19 protein-coding genes are annotated in these 21,828 nt (G+C 53.3%); 9 read left to right on the top strand and 10 right to left on the bottom strand.

The window, feature by feature from the left end:
* The first annotated feature begins 167 nt into the window (after positions 1-167).
* From argS to thrB, 4 genes are all read left to right on the top strand, one after another.
* The gene (gene argS / locus O146_RS0104065; RefSeq protein ID WP_027017733.1) at positions 168-1,820 is read left to right on the top strand and encodes an arginine--tRNA ligase; all 1,653 of its coding nucleotides are present in this window, start codon (positions 168-170) and stop codon (positions 1,818-1,820) included.
* 4 nt (positions 1,821-1,824) lie between these two features.
* The gene (gene lysA / locus O146_RS0104070) at positions 1,825-3,180 is read left to right on the top strand and encodes a diaminopimelate decarboxylase (protein ID WP_027017734.1); all 1,356 of its coding nucleotides are present in this window, start codon (positions 1,825-1,827) and stop codon (positions 3,178-3,180) included.
* A gap of 213 nt (positions 3,181-3,393) precedes the next feature.
* Positions 3,394-4,725 carry a homoserine dehydrogenase gene (locus tag O146_RS0104075; protein ID WP_021353076.1) on the top strand — a complete coding sequence of 444 codons (1,332 nt, stop codon included), beginning with the start codon at positions 3,394-3,396 and terminating at the stop codon, positions 4,723-4,725.
* Positions 4,726-4,749: 24 nt separating this feature from the next.
* Positions 4,750-5,679 carry a homoserine kinase gene (gene thrB, locus O146_RS0104080; protein WP_027017735.1) on the top strand — a complete coding sequence of 310 codons (930 nt, stop codon included), beginning with the start codon at positions 4,750-4,752 and terminating at the stop codon, positions 5,677-5,679.
* Positions 5,680-5,842: 163 nt separating this feature from the next.
* Here the strand turns inward: thrB and O146_RS0104085 are convergent, their stop codons facing one another.
* The 5 genes from O146_RS0104085 to O146_RS0104105 form a co-directional block, all read right to left on the bottom strand.
* Entirely contained in the window at positions 5,843-7,801 is a 1,959-nt protein-coding gene (locus O146_RS0104085) for an ATP-binding cassette domain-containing protein (protein ID WP_027017736.1), read from the bottom strand.
* Between the two features lie 23 nt (positions 7,802-7,824).
* Complete coding sequence (gene modA, locus O146_RS0104090) at positions 7,825-8,646, bottom strand: molybdate ABC transporter substrate-binding protein (protein WP_021353080.1); 822 nt, start codon at positions 8,644-8,646, stop codon at positions 7,825-7,827.
* A 23-nt stretch (positions 8,647-8,669) separates the two neighbouring features.
* The gene (gene fdhD / locus O146_RS0104095; protein WP_081820564.1) at positions 8,670-9,623 is read right to left on the bottom strand and encodes a formate dehydrogenase accessory sulfurtransferase FdhD; all 954 of its coding nucleotides are present in this window, start codon (positions 9,621-9,623) and stop codon (positions 8,670-8,672) included.
* Positions 9,624-9,633: 10 nt separating this feature from the next.
* Entirely contained in the window at positions 9,634-9,999 is a 366-nt protein-coding gene (locus O146_RS0104100) for a DUF6457 domain-containing protein (RefSeq protein ID WP_155896224.1), read from the bottom strand.
* A 92-nt stretch (positions 10,000-10,091) separates the two neighbouring features.
* Positions 10,092-10,355 carry a MoaD/ThiS family protein gene (locus O146_RS0104105; protein WP_023019650.1) on the bottom strand — a complete coding sequence of 88 codons (264 nt, stop codon included), beginning with the start codon at positions 10,353-10,355 and terminating at the stop codon, positions 10,092-10,094.
* 211 nt (positions 10,356-10,566) lie between these two features.
* Here O146_RS0104105 and O146_RS0104110 point away from each other — a divergent pair, with 211 nt between their 5' ends.
* The 5 genes from O146_RS0104110 to O146_RS0104130 all read left to right on the top strand — a co-directional run bounded on the left by O146_RS0104110 (position 10,567) and on the right by O146_RS0104130 (position 16,008).
* Entirely contained in the window at positions 10,567-11,889 is a 1,323-nt protein-coding gene (locus O146_RS0104110; RefSeq protein ID WP_051619243.1) for a molybdopterin molybdotransferase MoeA, read from the top strand.
* A gap of 178 nt (positions 11,890-12,067) precedes the next feature.
* The gene (locus O146_RS0104115) at positions 12,068-13,609 is read left to right on the top strand and encodes an L-lactate MFS transporter (protein WP_027017740.1); all 1,542 of its coding nucleotides are present in this window, start codon (positions 12,068-12,070) and stop codon (positions 13,607-13,609) included.
* 135 nt (positions 13,610-13,744) lie between these two features.
* Complete coding sequence (locus O146_RS0104120; RefSeq protein WP_081820565.1) at positions 13,745-14,314, top strand: MogA/MoaB family molybdenum cofactor biosynthesis protein; 570 nt, start codon at positions 13,745-13,747, stop codon at positions 14,312-14,314.
* Positions 14,295-14,795: a molybdenum cofactor biosynthesis protein MoaE gene (locus tag O146_RS0104125; protein ID WP_027017742.1), complete on the top strand. Its 501-nt coding sequence runs from the start codon at positions 14,295-14,297 to the stop codon at positions 14,793-14,795. Before O146_RS0104120 ends, O146_RS0104125 begins: the two co-directional genes overlap by 20 nt.
* Positions 14,796-14,853: 58 nt before the next feature.
* Positions 14,854-16,008, top strand: coding sequence for a ThiF family adenylyltransferase (locus O146_RS0104130; protein WP_027017743.1), 1,155 nt, complete (start codon positions 14,854-14,856; stop codon positions 16,006-16,008).
* A gap of 64 nt (positions 16,009-16,072) precedes the next feature.
* On the opposite strand, the gene mobA is transcribed toward O146_RS0104130, so the two are convergent.
* From mobA to O146_RS0104155, 5 genes are read right to left on the bottom strand one after another with little or no spacing between them, the layout of a single operon-like run.
* Positions 16,073-16,720, bottom strand: coding sequence for a molybdenum cofactor guanylyltransferase (mobA, locus tag O146_RS0104135; RefSeq protein WP_051619244.1), 648 nt, complete (start codon positions 16,718-16,720; stop codon positions 16,073-16,075).
* Positions 16,721-16,748: 28 nt separating this feature from the next.
* Positions 16,749-17,228 (bottom strand): cyclic pyranopterin monophosphate synthase MoaC, encoded by a 480-nt coding sequence (gene moaC, locus O146_RS0104140; protein WP_021353089.1) that lies wholly within the window; start codon positions 17,226-17,228, stop codon positions 16,749-16,751.
* 24 nt (positions 17,229-17,252) lie between these two features.
* Positions 17,253-18,620, bottom strand: a complete 1,368-nt coding sequence (locus tag O146_RS11075; RefSeq protein ID WP_051619245.1) for a molybdopterin molybdotransferase MoeA — start codon at positions 18,618-18,620, stop codon at positions 17,253-17,255.
* Positions 18,621-18,635: 15 nt separating this feature from the next.
* Complete coding sequence (gene moaA, locus O146_RS0104150) at positions 18,636-19,754, bottom strand: GTP 3',8-cyclase MoaA (RefSeq protein ID WP_027017745.1); 1,119 nt, start codon at positions 19,752-19,754, stop codon at positions 18,636-18,638.
* 60 nt (positions 19,755-19,814) lie between these two features.
* On the bottom strand, positions 19,815-21,602 hold the full coding sequence (locus O146_RS0104155; RefSeq protein WP_027017746.1) for a long-chain fatty-acid--CoA ligase: 1,788 nt from the start codon (positions 21,600-21,602) through the stop codon (positions 19,815-19,817).
* Positions 21,603-21,828 lie beyond the last annotated feature (226 nt).

Here is a 21,828-nt window from a genome sequence, read left to right on the forward strand (position 1 = left end):
CCAAAAGTGGCGAAAGTGAAAATAGTTACTTCATGCGATGCTAGCGGTTTAAGTTGTGCAAGGTGTCGGGAAACGCCGGACACCGTACGACCGTTCTGTGGACTTCTAAAAATGTTCAATTTGCCTGTTTCTTAAGCCAGGTTGCTTGTCTATTACACTAAGGAGCTATGACTCCAGCTGATCTTTCGCAATTAATTAAAGACACCGCCACCACCATCTTGGCAGAGCGCGGCTTAGACACGTCTGCGTTGCCTGAGGTGGTGACAGTGGAACGGCCGCGCAACCCGGAGCATGGTGACTACGCCAGTAATCTGGCTCTACAGGTAGCGAAAAAGGCCGGGGCAAACCCGCGCGACTTCGCCAGCTGGCTGGCGGCAGCATTAGCAGGAAACTCCGCGATTGATCAAGCAGAAATTGCGGGCCCGGGATTTCTGAACATTCGCCTGGCTGCCGACGCACAGGGGGAAATCGTCGCCAAGATCCTACGGGAAGAGGAAGCATTCGGAAATTCGGATGCACTGTCTGGTCAGCGGATCAATTTGGAATTCGTCTCGGCGAATCCTACCGGCCCCATCCACCTTGGTGGAACTCGCTGGGCCGCGGTTGGGGACTCTTTGGGCCGCGTATTGGAAGCCTGCGGGGCAGAAGTTACCCGAGAGTATTATTTCAATGACCACGGCGGGCAAATTGACCGCTTTGCGCGGTCGTTGGTGGCTGCTGCGCAAGGTGAGCCGACTCCCGAAGATGGCTATGGAGGCGATTACATCCGGGAAATCGCTAGTGCAGTCGTCGAAAAGAACCCCGCAGCACTTGATGGTGAGCCAGCCGAAGTGCAGGAAAACTTCCGTGCGCTTGGCGTAGAGATGATGTTCGAGCAGATCAAAGCCTCATTACGCGAATTTGGTGTTGAGTTCGACGTTTATTTCCATGAAAACTCTTTATATGAGTCTGGTGCAGTCGAAAAAGCAATTACCACGCTGAAAGACAACGACAATTTGTATGAAGCTGACGGTGCCTGGTGGTTACGCGCAGAAAAATTTGGTGACGATAAAGACCGTGTGGTGATTAAATCGGATGGTGACCACGCGTATATTGCTGGTGATATCGCGTATGTCGCCGATAAATTTGATCGTGGCCACAATTTAGCAATCTATATGCTAGGTGCCGACCACCATGGTTACATCGGACGTTTGCGTGCTGCGGCACAGGCGCTGGGTTATGAGCCAGACAACGTCGAAGTATTGATTGGTCAAATGGTTAACCTGCTGCGCGATGGCAAACCGGTGCGCATGTCGAAACGTGCTGGAACCGTGATTACCCTGGAGGATTTGGTCGAAGCCATTGGTACGGACGGGGCACGTTACTCGTTAGTGCGCTCCAGCGTTGATACCTCGGTGGACATTGATTTGGAATTGTGGACTGCGCAGTCTGCCGACAATCCGGTGTATTACGTGCAATATGGTCACGCTCGGCTGTGCTCCATCGAACGTAAAGCTGCTGAGCTCAAAGTCGACGGCAATGAACCCGAGCTCGGTCTGTTGTTGCACGATAAGGAAGGTGACTTGATCCGTACTCTGGGTGATTTCCCGGAGGTAGTAGCCACCGCAGCGCAGTTGCGTGAACCGCACCGAATCGCTCGTTACGTAGAAGATTTGGCGGCGACTTTTCACCGTTTTTACGACCAGTGCCAGATTCTGCCAAAAGCTGGTGAAGACGCAGAACCAATTCATAGCGCTCGGTTGGCATTGGCACGGGCAACGCGACAGGTACTGCATAACGGTTTGACTATGGTGGGGGTTAACGCTCCGGAACGGATGTAGTCGCATGAGCATGCACCTTTCTGATTTCAACGAACTACCTAGCCATGTTTGGCCTCGTAATGCCTGCCGTGAGGACGACGGCACGGTGGCTATTGCTGGAGTGTCTTTGCCAGAAATCGTCGAGAAATACGGTACTCCCGTCATGGTGTTTGATGAAGATGATTTCCGGTCCAGATGCCGGGATATGGCGCAGGCGTTTCACGGGGCCAGGAATGTGCATTACGCCTCGAAAGCAATGTTGTCGACGCATATTGTCCGTTGGGTCAATGACGAGGGTTTGTCTTTAGACGTAGCCTCACTTAATGAGCTGTTGATTGCGTTACGCGCCGGATTTCCAGCCGAACACATTACGGTGCACGGCAATACCAAAAACCGGGAGTTTTTAAGACATTGCGTTGCCGCACATGTAGGACACGTGGTGCTGGACGCGCCTGGCGAACTTGTCGAACTTAATGAGATTGCTGCCGAGCTGGGCAGGAAGCAGCCAGTTTTGGTGCGAGTGACGCCTGGCGTGGATGCACACACGCATGAATTCATTGCTACCAGTCACGAAGACCAAAAATTTGGCTTTTCCTTAGCCGCTGGTGATGCTTGGCAGGCCATCGTCGACGCGCACCAGGCGAACAACTTAGATCTGCACGGAATCCATTGCCATGTGGGCTCACAAGTATTCGATGCTGATGGTTTCAAGTTAGCCGCGGATCGCTTGCTGGAATTGTTTGCGCGCGTGCACAAAGATTTGGAGTTGCAGCTACCCATTTTGGACCTGGGTGGGGGGTACGGAGTGCCGTATCTCGCCGATGACTCCGAGCTGGACATTGCAGGAATTGCCGAAGATTTGATTACTGCAGTGCATAATAAGGCGGCTTTTTTGGGAATTGAACCGCCGAAGGTTGTTGTCGAGCCTGGTCGTGCACTTGTCGGTCCGGCAGCGGTAACGGTTTACGAAGTCGGTACTGATAAAAACGTGCAAATCGACGAGGGGCGCTACCGGAGGTATCTTGCGGTAGATGGTGGAATGTCGGATAATATTCGTCCTGCACTCTACGGCGCAGATTACGATGCGCGAGTGGTCTCACGATTTACTGATGGACACCAAAAATCTACCCGCCTCGTGGGTGCACATTGTGAATCTGGGGATATTCTGATCCCAGACTTTGCTTGCCCGGCGGATGTTCGTACTGGTGATTTGATGGGTCTAGCTGTGACGGGAGCTTATTGTTATCCGATGTCATCGCGGTATAACGCGTTTACCCGCCCAGCAGTGGTGTCAGTACGGGACGGAAGAGCGGAGCTTATGCTGCGTCGCGAAACCATTGAGGATTTGCTTAGCCTCGAGGTGGTGCGGGACGCGGATTGAGCTGACTATGTGGAGTGGAAGCGCGTACTGAGCACAGATGCTGAAGCGAATGCGGCCTGAATAAATTTCGCCAAGCAAGTTAAGTCTGCCGTTAAAGCCGGTACCATTGAATGCGCACGCCCGTGAAAACCGCCGAATGAGTGATTGCGTAGATACGTAATTGCTCGTTTGAGTAACTGACTAACGACGATTTACGAAGGAATGCGAAACAACATGGTCGCTAATTCACCAACCTATACCGAGAACAATGCTGGCAAGCCTGTTGGAATTGCGGTATTAGGAATGGGTACCGTCGGTACCGAGGTAATCCGCCTGCTTGCGGAAAATTCCGAGGATTTCCGTCAGCGCGTCGGGGGCCCATTGGAATTGCGCGGAGTTGCAGTTGACGACACCTCCAAGCCGCGCCGCGGTGTAGATCCGGAAATGATTACCGGCGATGCACACGCTTTGATCGCGCGTGACGACGTCGACGTGGTCGTTGAACTCATTGGCGGCATTGAATATCCCCGCGAGCTGGTGCTTGCTGCGCTGCGTGCTGGTAAATCTGTGGTTACGGCAAATAAAGCGCTTGTCGCAGCTCATGCCGATGAACTCGCACAAGCTGCAGAAGAATCTGGAGTAGATCTATACTTCGAGGCAGCTGTGGCCGCGGCGATCCCAGTCGTCGGTATGTTGCGCCGTTCGCTAGCCGGTGACCAGATTCAGCGTATTTCTGGAATCGTCAACGGTACGACGAACTTCATTCTGGACAAGATGATTACCGAGGGCATGGGCTACGACGAGGCTCTGCAAATTGCTACCGACTTGGGCTATGCGGAAGCAGATCCCACTGCCGATGTTGATGGCCACGACGCCGCGTCCAAGGCAGCGATCATGGCTTCACTTGGGTTCTATACGCGCGTCAACTTCAAAGATGTGCACTGTGAAGGTATCCGTGACATCACCGCTGCAGACATCGCGGCTGCAGATAAAGCAGGGTATGTCATTAAGCTGCTTGGAATCTGTGAAAAGATCACCGACGATCAGGGCAACGACGCCGTTAATGCGCGGGTGCACCCAACTCTGGTGGCGAAAGATCACCCTCTGGCCTCGGTTAATGAGTCCTATAACGCGATCTTCGTGGAGGCAGAAGCCGCTGGTTCGCTGATGTTCTACGGCAATGGTGCCGGTGGCGACCCAACTGCTTCTGCCGTGCTGGGCGACCTCGTGGGAGCTTCCCGGAATAAAGTGCATGGCGGCCGCGCACCAGGTGACAACACCTACGCCAACCTGCCTATCGCTGATTTCGGCGAGGTGCACACGCGCTACCATATCGACATGGAAGTGGTCGATCGCGCCGGAGTTTTGTCTGATCTGTCTGCCACTTTCGCACAACAGGGGATTTCTTTGCGCACTGTGCGCCAGGAGGAGAATGAAGACGGTATCGCCCGTCTTATTGTTGTCACCCACAGTGCGAAAGAATCTGTATTGCACGACACCGTCGAGGCGTTGAAGAAGTCTTCAGACGTCAAGAAAGTGCATTCTGTCATCCGTTTGGATGTTTAGGGAATCAGGGGAGCTACGCAGTTTATGAGCACTGAACTTGAAATCGGCACGAAAGCGACCGTTCGCGTTCCTGCATCTTCAGCAAACCTGGGACCAGGCTACGATACATTAGGTCTTGCATTGGGCATTTATGATGTCATCGAAGTCGAGGTTATCTCATCCGGCCTGCAAATCGAGATCTATGGGGAAGGTGAAGATGACCTTCCACGGGACGGCTCACATTTGGTCGTCAAAGCTTTAAGATCTGGGTTAAACGCAGCTGATGCTACTGCGCCCGGCCTACGAGTCACATGTACCAACGCCATTCCGCAATCGCGTGGCCTAGGATCTTCGGCATCTTCGGCCGTCGCTGGTGTGGCTGCCGCGAATGCCCTTGCCGGATATCCTCTTTCCGATAACCAGGTGGTGCAGTTGTCTTCAGCATTTGAAGGACACCCGGATAATGCTGCTGCTTCGGTGCTCGGTGGAGCCACGGTATCGTGGATGACGGTGCCGGTGGACGGACGTTCTGCACCAGAATATAAGGCTGTAAGCCTTGATGTACACGATGAGATTCGTGCGACTGCGATTGTCCCAGATTTCCATGCTTCAACACCAGCAGTCCGCCGGGTGCTGCCGAGCCACGTCACACACGGCGACGCCGCATTCAATGTTTCCCGTGTAGCCGTCATGACGGTGGCCATCCAGCATCACCCGGATTTGCTGTGGGAAGGTACCCGCGATCGGTTGCACCAGCCGTACCGCTCTGATGTGCTGCCAGTGACGGCCGAGTGGGTCAACCGTTTGCGCAATCGCGGTTATGCTGCCTATTTGTCTGGAGCAGGCCCGACCATCATGGTCCTGCACACCGAGGATATTGACGAAGCATTACTTGCTGACGCCCGCGAACAGAACCTCAAAGTCGTTGAACTTGGAGTCGCCGGACCTGTGGAAACTAGTGTGAGCCACGCTTAGTTTTCACTGCGCCGAGGAATGTCGCTAAAAAATAGCGCTGAGAATTTTAGGAGCCCGCAAGTTCGTGTATGCCTTCGGGCTCCTAGTTTTTCTGTCTAGGGGACGCTGTGTCTTTGGCGGGGCGGTGGGCAGTGCTCACCACCAGATGGTTTGCGGAATTTTCTTAGTTCTTATGTTCTTCTGCAGCTAGGCTGGTTACAGCCAGTTTATCGGCACTGACGCCCCAGGTGATTTCATCATCGAGTTCTAATCCGAGTTCGGAAGCATCGAGTGGCGAGACAGTAATCTTTACTTGTTCGCCGTGAGTACAAACAGTTATGTCACACACTGTGGGGTGCGGCACGGAGATGTCCGTGATCGTGCCGACCCAACAATTTTCTTCAGCGGTAGTCTCTTTCGCTTCGCCCTTCTTTAACCAGGCATCTGAAGGTAACCAGGTTGCAAGGACTTGGAGCTTTTCTCCGTTGTTTGCCTTTAAGTCTTCGTCGCTAAGTTCAATGCGTTTTTCCCCCACGGTTAGTGAGAGCTGCCCGCAACTAATTTGCACGCTACCGCTACCCAGTGCGTTTGCCCCTACATTCTGTGACAAGCGCGCTACAAGGGCGTTAAGCCCTAGAGTCGTGGCGAGAAACTTCGTGCTTGGTGCAGAAGTGAGTTTCGTAGTTTTGTCATACGAGACAATTTTGCCAGCCGCAACTGACATTACGTAATCAGACAAGGAAGAAATGTCATGGCCATTGTGCGTGACTAGCAATGTTGTGCGTTGTTGGGAGGTAGAGCGGAAATAAGCTTTCCATTGGGCAGCAATAGAGCTATCCAGACCGGCAAATGGCTCGTCCAAAATCAAAACTTCTGGGCTGGCCGCAATAGCACGGACGATGGCTACCTGGCGTGATTGGCCTCCGGATAAGGCCGGTACGGGGACAGATTTTAGCTCACTTAACCCAGCTGCGTTTAACAATTCTTCCGCACGCCCTGTATCTCGTGTTGCCATGGTGATTGCCTGTAACACAGTGGAAGCCGGAGGCAGTGCTGGGTTTTGGGTCAGGATGATGACTCGCGGTTTATCGGCGGATTCGTGGCCAGAAGCAGCAAAAAAATCCAGTTCGGCCCCGCCCAAGCGTCCCGCGATTGCTTTCATAAGCGTCGTTTTCCCGGCACCATTGGCGCCTACCACCGCGGTGGTGCAACCTGCTTCAATGTGGCAACCATTCACGTTGATTCCCACGGGGTTAGTGGTTGCGCTTGTGAGCTCACCCAGCCGCTGCCGATCGAGCCCGATATTGCGACTTACGCGGTGCTTATGGCGCTTTCTCCATACTGCTGGAAGAGCCGACAGGCAGAGAACGATGATGGCGATGAAGATTAGCAATGCTGCTTGTACGTATGCAATATCTGCGTCTACTTCGCGGTTAAGATATATCGCTAACGGGAGCGTCCGAGTTTCACCGGGTAAGGAACCAGCGAAAGTGAGTGTGGCGCCGAATTCTCCCAGTGAACGAGCCAAGGCTAACCCCGCACCTGTGCCGACCGCAGGCAAAATCGTTGGCAGGATCACGTGACAGATCACGCGACGGTAGCTCATGCCGATGCTGAGTGCGGAATCTATGATTTCTTGGTTAATTTGGCGCAGCGCAGAGTCTGCGGACACGATGATGAACGGTAATGTAATAAAGACGTGAGAAGCGACGACACCATTAAAGGTAAAAGCGATGTTAATGCCAAGCGCATCCAAGACTCCGGAAGTATAAGAACGTCGGCCGATTGCTGCGGTGAGTGCCAAACCGGCGACCACAGGTGGCATTGCTAACGGTAATACAAAAAGTAAGCGAATGAACCAACCGCTTGCACGGCTTTGCAATAACCACAGTGAAAGCGGAATGCCTAGCGCCAAGGTGATGAGCGTCGATAAAACTGCGGCGTACAGGGATAAGCCTAAGGCTTCTAGCGTGGAAGCCTTAGTGGCAATTTCGGTAAAGCGATCCCAAGGGACACGCAAGATTAGGGCTAACAGCGGGCCCAGTACCGTCACCACGGCTACCGCAGCGAGAAAAACCAGGGCAATAGGGTTTTTCGGTCGAACTGGGGATGGGGTCCAATCAGCAGAATGCGGGTGTGCCATGGCGCGGTATTTTCAACGGTGATTTATTTGGCGGCTGCTGGCAAAAATCCAGCGTTTTCCCACACCGAACGCATTGCTTCACCGTGGAGCAATTCGAGAATAGCCTGAGCAGCTTCCGCGTTCGTCGTATTTTTTAGAACCGCTGCAGGATAGTCATTCACGAAACCCTCAGAGTTGGGAATTTCAATGACTTCGACTTTATCACCGGCAGCAATAGCATCGGTTTTATAAACCCATGCTGCATCAGCCTGGCCGGAGGTAACCTTCCCCAGGGTGTCGGTGACGGAGTGTTCCAGCGAGGATGGATGTAGCTCTAAGTTGTTTTCCGCTGCCAGTTGCTCTGTCAAATTGCCGCATGGAACCGACGGGTCGCAGAGGACCAGGGTGGTGTCTTCGTTGAGGTCTTCGATGCTGTTGATATTGCCCGGATTATCGGCGGGAACCACCATTACTAGTGTGTTTGCGGCCACCATTTTGGATTCTTCGACGTCACCGTTGGCTTTGGCCTTGTCCATGGACTTGGTATCCGCGGTCAACAAGACGTCGGCAGGCGCACCTTCTTTGATTTGATTTACCAAATCGGTGGATCCTGCATTGCTGATCGTTAAGTTTACTGGTGGGTCGAGCTTCTTCGCTTCTTCTACCAGTTCCTCGCCAATTACGCGGGTAGAAGCTGCGGCGAACAGGGTGACGTCCTGCGCTGTAGCAGTATCTTTGGAATCGTCAGCTGTGGAGCCAGCAGTGTTTCCGGCATTCGATTGGCAACCAGCCAGAGTGATGGCGCTGGCCGTGACAGCGCCCATGGCGATGCGACGAATGGTGGTTGCGCGGTTACGAGAAAGCATGAATCTCTCCTGATAAAACGTCTCTAGGGGGTATCTTCTAAGAATCCATTGTACAAATTAAAACGATTTTCACGAGTGAACCCGCTGAGAAAAAGTCCTGATTGACGTGCGAGATCAACCGCTAATGATGTGGCCGCTGATACAGTCACCAATCCGGAGAATCCAGCAAGTACGGCTTTTTGTACGAGCTCGAAGCTGGCGCGCGAGGTCATCACCAAATACATCTGTTTTGCCGGCAAATCACCATGCATCAACATCGCACCGATTACCTTGTCCGCAGCATTGTGCCGACCCACATCCTCGCGGGCGAGAATGAGTTGCCCGTCACTGCTGACAGCGCCTGCAGCATGGATACCACCGGTACGGCGGAATGCTTTTTGGCCAGCTTCTAGTGCCGCTGGTAAGGACAAGACAAATTCTGCGGTGGGGCGAACTGGGTGAATAGGGTAGGAACTACGCTTTTCGACGTCATCGATCGAGGTGGTTCCGCAAATGCCGCAAGCTGAGGTAGTGAGCACTGAGCGTACAGGCAATGAAAACGGCTGACTGTCGCTTTTGCCTGCGGTGACAGTGGCAAAATCTTGGTTGCTATCTTCTGTTTTTGCAGGGGTTAGAGCCACATCAAGGGTGTTATACGTGTTGAGGCCGTCATTGCCGACTGCCCCGCCACAGTATCGAATTGTCGCAATATCGGATGCCCGTCTGATGATGCCTTCAGCATGCAGGAGCCCGTGGACGAGCTCGAAATCATTGCCCGGTGTGCGCATCGTCGTTAAGAAATCTGTGCCATCGACGCGGATCTGCAAGGGTTCTTCGACCGCGAGTGAATCGACGCGTTCGGAGACAACAATACGAGAGTTGGCGAGACTGACACACTGTGCCTTAGTGCTGGCGTCCGTTGTAGCAGCAATATCAGGGTTGATTTCTTCGCGGTATACGCGGGTGATTGGAGTACGGGATGTAAGCCTTCGCGTCATATCGGACAACCTACCTGGTACTGCGTGCTAAATCAGCTAGGTGCGCTAGATGTTGTTGTATAGCTTCGATTTGTTCAGCATGGGTGCTCCCAGCAGTACGTTGACCAGCGGCCAAACCTGCTAGAAATGCTGTCACCGGTGCAGCCGGACGGGAGTGTTCGTGGGCGACAATACTGGTGAGGTCGAGGACGTCCTTGATAGTGGCGCGAAGCACTTGCGGATCGACGTCAAGTGCCGAGGTCGCGGTGACAAGCCAAGTACTGGCAGCGACTTCTTCGGGTGCAGCCTTGATTTTTGCGGTTTTAGCGGGTTTTAGAGTTTTAGCGGATTGTGCAGTTTTTCTACCAGGCCCCGTGCCTTCCTGTGCTCCAGACATGTTATTAGTTTAGGTGCTTGGTCAGATCAAATGCTTAATGGGTTTAGTCACTTAACGGGGAATATCCGTTGGCGACAGTCTGCGGTAGTGCTTTAACCACCGGCAAAGGGCGGCAATACGTCGATGCGTTGCACTCCAGCCAGTGAAGTAGACCGAGTCGCGGAAGCACCGTCGACGAGAAAACTGCACCGCGGGAAAATGTCTGCCAAACTCATCCCAGAATCTGTGGTCCCGGTATGCAACTGGGCGCGGGAATCGAGGAGTTCCCCTAGTGTTTCGTGGTCAGTTTCGGTGATTACTTCTTCTGCGGTTCCGGCGGCGGCTCGTGCGGCGGAAAAATAATGAATGCTCAGCATGGTAACCACTATTCTGCCTGGTTGGCTCGGGAGTATGCAATAGCTTGAAAATCTGAGTCGGACTCAACATTTTCTAGACTCAACATGTTCTAGAACATACCCGGCTGAGAGCGTTGGAAGGGGCTAAATAACGCATTTGGAATACATGGTGTTTAAACAGAACACTGCTTAATAGAACACACCTTAAATAGAACAGTGCTTAAATAGAATTATGAGCAACTGTCGACAGCAAGCGGCTGGAAGCACAAAGCTAACTCCAGAAGAACACTTGGCTAATATCACCGAATTGATTGCCCAATTCGGTACCTGGCCGAGTACAGAATCCATTCTGGTGGCTGATGCTTTAGACCGTTACCTCGTTACAGCTGTTCCCGCGCCGTATGATTCGCCGCGGTTTTCTAATTCACAGGTCGATGGGTATGCCCTAAGCCAGGCAGCCTTGGACCGCCTGCCGGGTAGTTTCTCCGTGGGGGCGGATATTCCAGCCGGAGCTGATCCGGCGCTGAAATATCCACAGGGGATTGACCCTGACAATAGCGGTGAGACGATCGTGCCAATCATGACCGGAGCTAAAATCCCCGCAGGCGTAGCAGCCATTGTGCGTGTTGAAGACGCTCTACCACCGGAATTTCCGGAAAATACTCACAGCGATGGTACCAATGGCACGAATACAGACGCCTCCCGGGGCAAGCCCACAGCACCGCGCCGGGAAATTTCTATGGCGCAGCAAGGGCAGTTCATACGGCAACAAGGCATTGATAGCAGAGCTGGCGAGGTTATTGTTGATTCCGGCGAGGTGTTGAGCCCAACTGCGATTGCAGCTTTGGCATTCCAGGGGGTTTCGACTGTTGAGGTACGCAAGCGCGCGCGGGTTCTGATTGCTACCGGTGGGGCAGAGGTTGCCGAGATTGGTGAATTGGATGCGGAAGCTGGCTCCGCCGTCATTCCGGATGCGAATTTCCCCATGTTGGCGGCGCAAGCACAGCGCTACGGGCTAGAGCCGGTAGGCCGGGTGCATATTGATGATGACGTTGATTCACTTGCTACTAGCTTGCAGCAGGCTATCGACGTGCATCAGCCAGATTTGGTCGTTACCTCAGGCGGCATTAGCAAAGGGAAATATGAGGTCGTGCGGCAGCTGCTTGCCGACGGAGACGGCGCCTGGTTTGGTGCGGTAGCCCAACAACCTGGTGGGCCGCAAGGTTATGGAAGTTTTGCAGGTGTACCGTGCATTTGTTTGCCGGGTAACCCGGTCTCGTCGTTGGTGAGTTTCCGGTTATTCGTTGCTCCTGCGGTGGGATTGGTCCCGGAGCCAATCAAGGTTATTTCTGCGGAGCCTTTGACGGGGCTATCTGACAAAGATCAATTTTTACGGGCCCGATTTGAATATTCCAGCGGGCATGTTCGAGCGCGAGTCGTTTCTGGGCCTGGCTCGCACCTGTTGCAGCAGGCAGTAGCCGCAGACGCACTGGTGCGGGTTCCGGCTGGTGCTACCGTTAACGCGCGTCAGCGGTTGTGGGCTTACCCGCTTTAGCTGGTTTGCCTTGCACGGGGCTATGAGGTTTTAGGGCACCAAGATGTGAGCGAAAACCTGGGAAGCCCCAAAACGACTACAAGGTCGGCCTATTGCTGCTGTCTGGGTCACCATCCTTTATTATGTTTAGCACACTAGAGTTAGTGAATTAACACACAATAATTATGGGGAGACACTTATGGCAACGGCCACCTCATTCTTTGCGCGTACTAGGATCATTGCGCCGAAAGAATTTAATCGCTGGTTAATACCACCAGCTGCATTGGCAATTCACTTATCGATCGGCCAGGTTTATGCCTTTTCGGTATTTAAAGCCCCGTTGATGGAGTTTTTTGCTGTCCGTGAAGTGGCTGTGGGGTGGATCTTCTCCCTTGCTATTGGAATGCTGGGGCTTTCTTCAGCCGTTGCTGGAAACTGGGTTGAAAAAGTTGGGCCGAGAACCTCAATGGCAACTGCTGGTCTGTTCTGGGTTATTGGCTTTTTCGTCGCTATATTTGGTCTCGCAATTGGGCAGTTATGGCTGGTCTATTTGGGCTATGGCGTAATCGGTGGTATCGGATTGGGGATTGGCTATATTTCCCCAGTATCAACCTTGATGAAATGGTTTCCAGATAAACCCGGTCTGGCTACTGGGATGGCGATTATGGGATTCGGCGGCGGTGCCTTAATCGCGAGTCCTGCTTCCAATACCATGATGGAATTCTTTGGCGGCGGCTCAGGTACCGCGAATCTTGCCGACGGCCTCTATGGGACGTTCCTGACCTTGGCTATCTTGTATCTGGTGGTCATTGCGCTAGGGGCTTATGCGATCCGGTTACCACATCCAGACTGGAAACCTAAGGGATATCAACCGGAGAATAACTCCGGAACGAAGATGAAAACCACGGGAAATGTGTCAGCAAATACAGCCTTGCGGACCCCACAATTTTGGCTGCTGTGGGTGGTGCTTTTCGTGAACGTCACGGCCGGCATTGGAATTTTAGAAAATGCGGCCCCGATGGTGCAGGATTATTTCGCAGAAATTACGGCGGGCGCAGCCGCAGGTTACGTTGGCTTGCTGTCGCTAGCGAATATGGGGGGTCGTTTTGTCTGGTCAACGGTGTCAGACTGGATCGGCAGGAAAAACACCTATTTCCTCTACTTAGGTCTTGGATTACTCTTGTACTTGGTGGTTGCCAGTTTCTCTTCAGCGTCGCTGGCCATTTTCGTTCTCAGTACGCTGGTTATCATTTCTTTTTACGGCGGTGGCTTTTCTACAGTGCCCGCCTACCTGAAAGATCTATTCGGTGTCTACAACGTCGGAGCGATCCACGGTCGGTTGCTCACGGCATGGGCTGCTGCCGGTGTCGCAGGCCCACTGATCGTGAACACGGTGGTGGAATCCCGTGCCGATGCGGGCTTAGAAGGTGCTGACTTGTATCGGGCAAGTTTATTGTTGATGTGTGGATTGCTGGCTGTTGGTGTCGTCGCGAACCTTTTGATCAAACCTGTCAATGAGAAACACTATGTCGATGTAGACGTCGTCAAGCAAAAAGAAGCTGCTGACCGCAAAGCTGTTGAAGAAGCTGAACGGGAAGCAAAGGAGAACGGTCAGGCAAAAGGCAACTCTAGTTTCGCGCACAACGCGGTTTCCCTCATTCTGGGTATTTTTATCGGTGTGAGTTTGGCCTTCGGGCTATGGGACACGATGGTACGCGCGGCAGGATTGTTTATTGGATAGCAATATCACGGTGTGCTAAGCAGTGTGAGATTCGCACATTCTATCGCGGTATGCGGGTTTTCGAATAAGATTGGGGGCGGAAAGCCCGTACTGATCGTGCGGCGAATGTGAGCTCACCACAGCAGAAAGGCCAGCATGGCGCGTAGCGATACTGTAGATACTCTTGAGTTTGGGCATGACCAAAATACAGAGCATGCTGGGCATCCTGCACCTAGAGGATTGGTGCTGGTGTCCTCGACTCGTGCCGCAGCCGGACTCTACACTGATGAATCCGGCCCCATTGCCGTGAGATTTTTACGGGAGCAAGGCTTTTGCACCCCGGATGCACGCGTGGTCGCGGATAAAGATATATCCCGTGTTATTGCTGAAATTTTCGCTAGTTCTGACAGGCCTGACGTGATTTTAACGTCAGGTGGAACAGGAATTAGTCCAGATGATCAGGTGATTGAGTCGATCCAAGCACATCTGGATCGGGAGCTGCCTGGTATTGCACACGCGTTTTGGTCAAAAGGTCTGGAAAAAACGCCGACTGCAACACTATCTCGTGCGCTAGCAGGCACTGTGGGGCAGACCTTCGTGATGGCTATGCCTGGCTCACCGGGAGGAGTGCGCGACGGCGTCAAGGTGCTAGAAGACGTGTTGGCCCATGCAATTAATATTTTGAAAGGACGCCAAGTCACCAATCATGGCAAACATCATTCCTAATTCTTCTGAAGAACCCACAGCTGCGGCGAACCAAGCGAGAGAGAGCACGCTAAACGCGCGCATCATCGGTACTGCCCTTACTGACCAGCCGTTGGAGCCATTACGTGAAGAAGCGCAGCGATTGGTGCCCAATGCGACTGCCGGGGCTGTTGTTACTTTTGACGGTATTATCCGCAATCATGACCACGGACATTCGGTCGACGAGCTCGTGTATACCGCTCACCCCTCTGCCGAGAAGGAATTGTCAAGTGTCGTCGCTGACATTGCCGCCGAGTACCCGGATGTGCGCCTGTGGGCTGCGCATCGCACAGGCAAGCTTGGGATTGGAGAGCTGGCTTTCGCGGTTGTGGTAGCGAGTGCACACCGTAAGGAAGCATTTGCTGCTTGTGCTGAATTGGCAGATCGTGTCAAAGCTACAGTGCCAATTTGGAAAGAACAATTTCTTACTGATGGCTCAACGCAATGGGTCGGCCTGGACTAGACGGTGAACCGTCATAACGTCATAAGGGAGACAGCATCACTAGGGAGGCAAAGAGTACATGGAGTTTGATCCGCAATGGGTTGCGCGTTATCAGCGACAACTTAGCTTGCGCGGTTTTGGCCGACAAGCACAAGAAAAGTTAGCTGGTTCGCACGTCGTTGTGGTTGGCGCCGGCGGATTAGGCTCTCCAGCGCTGCTCTATCTGGCCGCTGCAGGGGTAGGCGCGCTAACCATCATTGATGGTGATGAAGTCTCGTTATCTAATTTGCACCGTCAGATTATCCACACCACTGAGACAATCGGTACCCCGAAGGCTGCTTCGGCGAGGGATACTATCAAAACCCTAAACCCGCATATAGCGGTTGCTGTCATCAATGCTGAACTAGATAGGGAACACGCGCGGGAGATTTTTGCTGGGGCTGATCTGGTGATAGATGGCACCGATAACTTAGGCGCCAGATACCTTATTTCGTGGGCTGCATTGCGCAGCGGAATCCCGCATATATGGGGTTCAATTCTGGGATTTGACGCACAAATTTCAGTGTTCGGTTTAGGCGATGGTCCAATTTATGAGGATGTTTTTCCTACGCCGCCACCGCCTGGTTCGGTTCCTTCTTGCGCACAAGCAGGAGTGCTGGGACCAGTGGTCGGAGTGGTGGGCTCGGCTATGGCGTTAGAAGCAATAAAAGTACTCACAGGCATTGGAAAGCCGCTATCAGGGCGTCTGGGTTACTTCGACGCGCTGTTGGGGGAATGGGAATATATCCCAGTACGAGCTAATGCAATCACGCGTGAGTCTGTATTGTCTAGCGGTCCTATAAGGGCAGACGCTAATGAGGAGCCCGGAAATCAGCTCGAAGAAGGCCTAGTGGTCGATGACATTCCAGAGGATGCTGTGGTCATTGATGTCCGTGAACCCGATGAATATGCTGAATACTCGGTTCCTGGTGCATTAAATATCCCGCTGTCGACCTTTAACGGCAGTGCTCAGCGCCCTGGTGAGCAAGCGAGTTCTGTAATCGCCGGTGAGGCTGTTGCAGCTCAAGTCATCAGCACCGTTCGTGCACATGATCCACAGCATCCGGTAGTCATTTATTGTGCAGCAGGTAAGCGTTCAAGCCAAGCAATCGCGTACCTACAGGCGACGGGCATGACCCGCCTGGGAAATTTGCGCGGTGGGATTGACGGCTGGCTCACGCGGCAGGCTGAATAAACTTCTTCTGCAGAACCGCAAGCTCGAGTAACTGCAGAGTATAGAAGCACATAGTCGTGCAAATTTAGCGGGAATTATCTGTAGGTAGCTCTACCGCGCCACGTACTTTCAACTCAGGGAGACTGTCGTAATCTACCTCGAGCCCGCCACCGTCGACGCCAATCCAATCTGCGTGACGCACTAAAGCACGGGCTGGCTTGTTGTGCGCAGTACCAATTTCTGCGAGATTAGCCTGCAGGCGTTCCGATTTCCAAACTGAACACAATGGGTTCGCGATTCCCGCCGAATCTTCAATGATTGCTGCATCCCGTTCCGTATGCCGTGTCAGTTCAGCCATAAGTGCGGGTAGTAGCTGCCACGAGTCCGGCGCGTCTACGCTCAAGATTGCTACGCGTTGTGCACCTGTCGGAATTACTGATAATCCTGCAGAAATCCCGGCTAATGGCCCACCGAAGGCTGGATTTTCTGCAGTGTGGGAGATTTCTGCAGCTAGCTGTTTGGTGGAAACGATCACGATCGCTTGCTTCTCAACACCGAGTGACAGCACACCCGCAAGTTGATGGTCTATTAACCGGGTACCGTTGAGACGGATCGTGGACTTATCAATTCCGCCCATCCGCTCTGAACGGCCCCCGGCCAAAATAATGACGGCAAGGTCGTCGTAGGCGGGGGAATCGTCGGCAAGAATTTCTGGCTGATTTGCGTTGGTCATAGCTTTTACGTGGTGGTGTTTTTGTGACCTATTGCGGCTCCGGGCGAGACCAGTCGCCGGAACGGCCACCGGATTTCTTAATGATCGCGCAATTGCTAATATATGCGCTTCGATCGACGCCTTTGACCATGTCGATTACGTTGAGTGCGGCAACGTTGACCGCAGTGAGGGCTTCCATTTCCACGCCTGTGCGGTCCGCGGTGCGTACTGTGGCTTCGATGCGCAGGCGATCTTCCAGCAAGTCGAGGGAAACCTCACACCCGTGAACCCCGATTGTATGAGCCAATGGGAGCAGTTCTGGAACCCGTTTCGCAGCAGAGATACCGCCGATACGCGCGACAGCGAAGACATCACCTTTGGGGACGGTTCCATTGCGTAAGGCTTCCAGAATCTCCTTGGAGCACACAACAGAAGCTACAGCGGTTGCTGCGCGAACAGTTGGTTTCTTCTCTGTCACATCGACCATGTAGGCGTTGCCGGAACTGTCTAAATGCGGGGGTTGTTTCATATATTTTCGCTTCCTATCAAGATGCTAACGAGACCAGCCGAGTACGGTTGCCATTCCAGGGGAATCAGGGTGCTCTGCGTCTTCTGCTGGCGGAATCACTGCTAGACCGTCGATTCCTATGAGTGTACTGACGAAATGTGAACCGGGATTTCCTCCGGTATTTGGAACCGCGAGCAATCCGGTGTCAGCAGGAACGACCTGGACAGGTACCAATTGGGTTTTTCCAGGCCTCGGGAGTGGCAGGGTTGGGTGAGCGTGAACTAAGGCAGCGCAGTGTGGCCACCACTCGGTTGTGCTCCTGGCCTCGACTGGGGTGGAGGTTACGCGACCCTGCAAAATATATAGGCAGGCAAGTACGTATACCGTCGCAGAGACATAGGCAGCAACAGGGTTGCCCGGTAGGGTTACGACAGCCGTGCCATTCCATAGGCCGGCGCCTTGTGGTGAACCGGGTCGCTGCGCTGCGTTTCCGAACCAGAAATCCGCGTTTGGGGAATCTACAGCGGTAGCTTTGACCACGTCGAAAGCGCCTTGTGAGATCCCACCGGTGGTAACGATGAGATCTACTGGCTGAGCGCTTGATGACGTAAGTTCGTCGAGAAGCGCAGTGAGCTTGTCGGTTCCATCGCCGACGTGGAATCGGCGAACGTCGACTGGGCCGTGCTCAGCCAACAAATTGGCAACCATTGGGCCATTGGAATCTGCAATGCGGTAATCCGCATTTTCATCTGCGGTTCCGACACCGGTAGCAACACCGGCAGCGTTGTCGACATTGTTAGTAGCTGCGGCACCGACGTTGGCGGTGGAAACTAATTCATCTCCGGAAGAAATCACAGCAACCTGCGGGCGACGGTATACCGACACGTGAGAGACACCAGCGGTGAGAAAAAATGCCAGGGTCCCAGCGTCGATAAGTGTGTTGGGGTGAGCGATGTCTTCGCCTGGTGTTACTACTTCACCGCGCAACCGGATATGTCGCTTCTTTGGTACCTCGTGGATGGTTACCTGTGTTGGCAATTGTGCGGGTCCTAGCGATGCGTCCGTGAATTCTGACGGAATCACCCGCAACGATTTTGCATCCCCGGAAATCGGGGCCCCCGTCATAATGCGAAGGGCTTGATTCGGCACAACTTCTTGCGGAAGCCCGCCGGCCGCAACTTCGCCGGATACCGGCAGCGTCCACGGACCAGATCCAGAAAGATCTTTGTCATGGACCAAGAAACCATCCATCGCGGAATTGTGGAAAGAGGGGATAGCGACGTGGGCCTGCACAGTCTGCGCAAGGTAGCGTCCATGAGCTTCCTCTACCGATAGGCGCTGGGGCTTGGTCGGTTGTATGAGTTCACGTACACGCTTTAGGTGTTCTGCAACCGAGACTGAAGAAGTAATCATTATTGTGTCGCCACCTTAACCACCGATAGCAGACATGGTGCGTGCAGGTTGCAAAAAGCCTTCGTCATTGATGCCGTGGCCAGGAAGTTTTTCCCACATGGCAGCTGCCCAGATGGTGGCTAGTTCGTCGTCGCTGGCACCAGCACGAAGCAAATCGCGTAACTGGGTTTCGCGGTTGCTAAATAGGCACGTGCGAATTGCCCCATCTGCGGTAAGGCGAGTGCGGTCGCAGTCTCCGCAGAACGGATAGGAGACAGAACTGATGATGCCCAGTTTGCCTCGGTGCACGCTATGATCTGCATTTTTCCACACATCCCATAAAGCAGCAGGGGCAGAACCGCGTGGTTGTTTTGCCGGTGTCATAATAAACGACGATTGCAGCTTCGCTAGTATTTCGTCGGCGGTGATCATATCTTCCCGGGACCAGGCCTCGCGTGGTCCTAGTGGCATCTGCTCGATAAATCGCAGCTGCGCCCCTTTATCGAGTGCAAAAGCCGCGAGATCGACGACATCGTCTTCATTGACGCCTTTCATTACCAAGGCATTGATTTTGATAGGGCTTAAACCAGCTTCGGCACACTTATCGATTGAGCGCAGCACATGATCCAGACGGTCACGGCGTGTTAGGGCCGTGTACTTTGCCTTGTCGATGGTGTCTAAGGATATGTTAATCCGATCTAGCCCGGCAGCTGACAAACTAGCCACGCGCTTATCTAGCCCGAGCCCGTTGGTAGTCAGGGCGATTTCTGGCGCATCCCCGGTATCTGTTGTCAAGGCTTTGCTGCGTTCGATGATGCTGGGCAAGGATTTACGCAGTAAGGGCTCGCCACCGGTGAACCGTAATTTTCGAACCCCCAGTTTTTCCACGGCGATGCGAACTAAACGGATAACTTCGTCGTCGGTAAGCACTGCGCTATTGTGCATCCACTGCAGGCCTTCGGCTGGCATACAGTAAGTGCAGCGTAGATTGCATTTGTCTGTGAGACTAACGCGTAGGTCGCGCGCGGTGCGCCCGTAACGATCAAGGAGTAGACGGGTGCCGTCGGCATTGGCTGCAGGAAGATCGTTAGCGATATCCTGCACAGGCGAGTTCGGCGGGGTAGTAGGATCAGGCAGCGCAACAGATGTGGACATATTAGTTCCTATTTTAATATCCCTGTGCGGCAGGCACAATGAGTCTGACAGTGGGAATGATCATGATGTACCATCTGTGAGTTCTGAATCTTCTGTGTCATCTTTTTGCTCGATGCGCACACCAGGACCTGGCAAGGCAATGATATCCAAGCGACCAGCTTCGAGGTGCTCACGGAGATCTTTTTTGTCGAACTTGCCGACGGAGGTCTTATCGATGGAATCGACAAAAGCCCAATATTCCGGTGCCATCCAATTCGGCAGTGATTCGCGAAGGTAATTGCGCAGTTCGTTGGCTGTAGCTTCGGTGCGTGGTACACCAGCGTGCAGCACGGTGACTGCTAACGGGCGCTCATTCCATTTCGGGTTTGGGTAGCCAATTACGGCACATTCCACAACCCTGTCGGAAGCCATCACCATGTTTTCCAGCCCAACGGAATAAATCCATTCGCCGCCGGATCTGATCACATCCCGGGCACGGTCGGATACCGTCAAAAAACCATCTTTGGTGATGGAACCGACATCGCCAGTCCGTAACCAGCCGTCGTCAGTAAACTTGTTACGAGCGGCATCAATATCATCGGCGACATCTTGGCCTCGGAATTCTGCTGCGGTTCCGTTGGACGCTTCTGCAGCAGAATGGAAGTATGATCCAGTAACCAGATTTCCCCGAACTTGGATCTCACCCTCATTGCGGTCGGTGTTCGGCACGATTTCTCCGTCGTTTACTACGCGGTATTCCAGCATCGACGGAAAACGCCCCTGCGAAATCCGGTATCCCCAGCGCGCTTCTCCAGATACGCCTGATGGTGGGCGCGAAACAGTGCCTATGGTGGTAGTTTCCGCCATCCCCCAGACATGGACGATGTCGACACCGTAGCGCTCTTCCCAGATTTTAATCAACGACGGCGGCGCTGGGGAGCCTCCAGCGAATATTTCTGTCAGCGACATCCGCTCTGGTGGATTCTTCAGATAATGCACCATCAGCTGGATCCAGAGGCTGGGCACGCCGTTCGCGCGTCTCGGGTGTGTTGCTTCTATGATCGTGGCGAGTGTCGGTGCAGAGGTGTCAGCGTCGGGGAGTACTAAGGGAGCGCCGGATAGAAAAGCAGCGAAGGGGACGCTCCAGCACAACACGTGATAGATCGGAACACCACACAGAAATGATTCACCATGAGTGATGGCAAGAGAATCAGTGGTACGCAGTTGTAGTGCTGCTAAGTAGATTGCTCTGTGTGAATAGACCACGCCTTTCGGTGCTCCAGTTGTGCCTGTCGAATAGCACAGCGCGGTAGCATCACGCTCGTCAACTATTGGCCAAACAAAAGTGGTTGGTTGGCCATCTAATAGGGATTCATAGGAATACACCGAAATATGAGCTGGTAACTGCTCCGCGAAATCCGCGAGCTCATTAGGGCTTGGTAAACCAATGAAGGCCACGGTGTGTACACACGGTGCCTCTTCCGTAATCTTTCGCACTTGGTTGATCATCCGCGGGTCGACTACCAGTATCTCGGTGTGGCTGTGATTGACGATGTGCGTTAATTGATCCAGCATCAACTGCTTGTTGAGTGGAGCGAAGACCGCACCCATTGACATCACGCCAAACATGACTTCGAGATGTTCGGCGCAGTTATTAAGCAAGGTGCCGACCCGCTGGTCGCCATCAATCTGAAAACGTGTACGTAATGCGTGCGCAAATGCCGCTGCCCGGGACGCGATCGCGCTAAAAGTCGTTTCTTGTGGGCCATTCGGAGACCAGGTGGTGACCTTCGTCGTGGCGTGCGTGCTACGACCGTATTCCAAAATTCTGGACACAGACAGCGGCAGATCCTGCATCGTCGAGAGCATGAACCCAATTTTAGCGGTGACTGCAGGCATTAGATAGTGGCTGCCGAATAATGCCTAGCGGGACAGTAAAAGGTTAGAGAACGAAGGGGAATATGGCTCCATTAGGGGGTAAATACGAAAAAACATTGATGTGCGCTACACTGGTGCGTGAAATCGGTAGGCAGAGTATTCACACCGTCTGCACGATTATTCTAAATTCTCACAACCAGGAATGCCCGAGCGAAGA

This window comes from Corynebacterium pseudodiphtheriticum DSM 44287 (assembly GCF_000688415.1).
GTDB classification, from domain to species: Bacteria; Actinomycetota; Actinomycetes; order Mycobacteriales; family Mycobacteriaceae; genus Corynebacterium; species Corynebacterium pseudodiphtheriticum.

Coding starts and splice junctions, on each gene's coding strand:
- mobA (WP_051619244.1), bottom strand. CDS start 16,720: ATGACCAACGCAAATCAGCCAGAAATTCTTGCCGACGATTCCCCCGCC.
- O146_RS0104075 (WP_021353076.1), top strand. CDS start 3,394: ATGGTCGCTAATTCACCAACCTATACCGAGAACAATGCTGGCAAGCCT.
- moaC (WP_021353089.1), bottom strand. CDS start 17,228: ATGAAACAACCCCCGCATTTAGACAGTTCCGGCAACGCCTACATGGTC.
- thrB (WP_027017735.1), top strand. CDS start 4,750: ATGAGCACTGAACTTGAAATCGGCACGAAAGCGACCGTTCGCGTTCCT.
- modA (WP_021353080.1), bottom strand. CDS start 8,646: ATGCTTTCTCGTAACCGCGCAACCACCATTCGTCGCATCGCCATGGGC.
- argS (WP_027017733.1), top strand. CDS start 168: ATGACTCCAGCTGATCTTTCGCAATTAATTAAAGACACCGCCACCACC.
- O146_RS0104110 (WP_051619243.1), top strand. CDS start 10,567: ATGAGCAACTGTCGACAGCAAGCGGCTGGAAGCACAAAGCTAACTCCA.
- O146_RS0104085 (WP_027017736.1), bottom strand. CDS start 7,801: ATGGCACACCCGCATTCTGCTGATTGGACCCCATCCCCAGTTCGACCG.
- fdhD (WP_081820564.1), bottom strand. CDS start 9,623: ATGACGCGAAGGCTTACATCCCGTACTCCAATCACCCGCGTATACCGC.
- O146_RS0104105 (WP_023019650.1), bottom strand. CDS start 10,355: ATGCTGAGCATTCATTATTTTTCCGCCGCACGAGCCGCCGCCGGAACC.
- O146_RS11075 (WP_051619245.1), bottom strand. CDS start 18,620: ATGATTACTTCTTCAGTCTCGGTTGCAGAACACCTAAAGCGTGTACGT.
- O146_RS0104155 (WP_027017746.1), bottom strand. CDS start 21,602: ATGCTCTCGACGATGCAGGATCTGCCGCTGTCTGTGTCCAGAATTTTG.
- O146_RS0104115 (WP_027017740.1), top strand. CDS start 12,068: ATGGCAACGGCCACCTCATTCTTTGCGCGTACTAGGATCATTGCGCCG.
- moaA (WP_027017745.1), bottom strand. CDS start 19,754: ATGTCCACATCTGTTGCGCTGCCTGATCCTACTACCCCGCCGAACTCG.
- O146_RS0104130 (WP_027017743.1), top strand. CDS start 14,854: ATGGAGTTTGATCCGCAATGGGTTGCGCGTTATCAGCGACAACTTAGC.
- O146_RS0104100 (WP_155896224.1), bottom strand. CDS start 9,999: ATGTCTGGAGCACAGGAAGGCACGGGGCCTGGTAGAAAAACTGCACAA.
- lysA (WP_027017734.1), top strand. CDS start 1,825: ATGAGCATGCACCTTTCTGATTTCAACGAACTACCTAGCCATGTTTGG.
- O146_RS0104120 (WP_081820565.1), top strand. CDS start 13,745: ATGGCGCGTAGCGATACTGTAGATACTCTTGAGTTTGGGCATGACCAA.
- O146_RS0104125 (WP_027017742.1), top strand. CDS start 14,295: ATGGCAAACATCATTCCTAATTCTTCTGAAGAACCCACAGCTGCGGCG.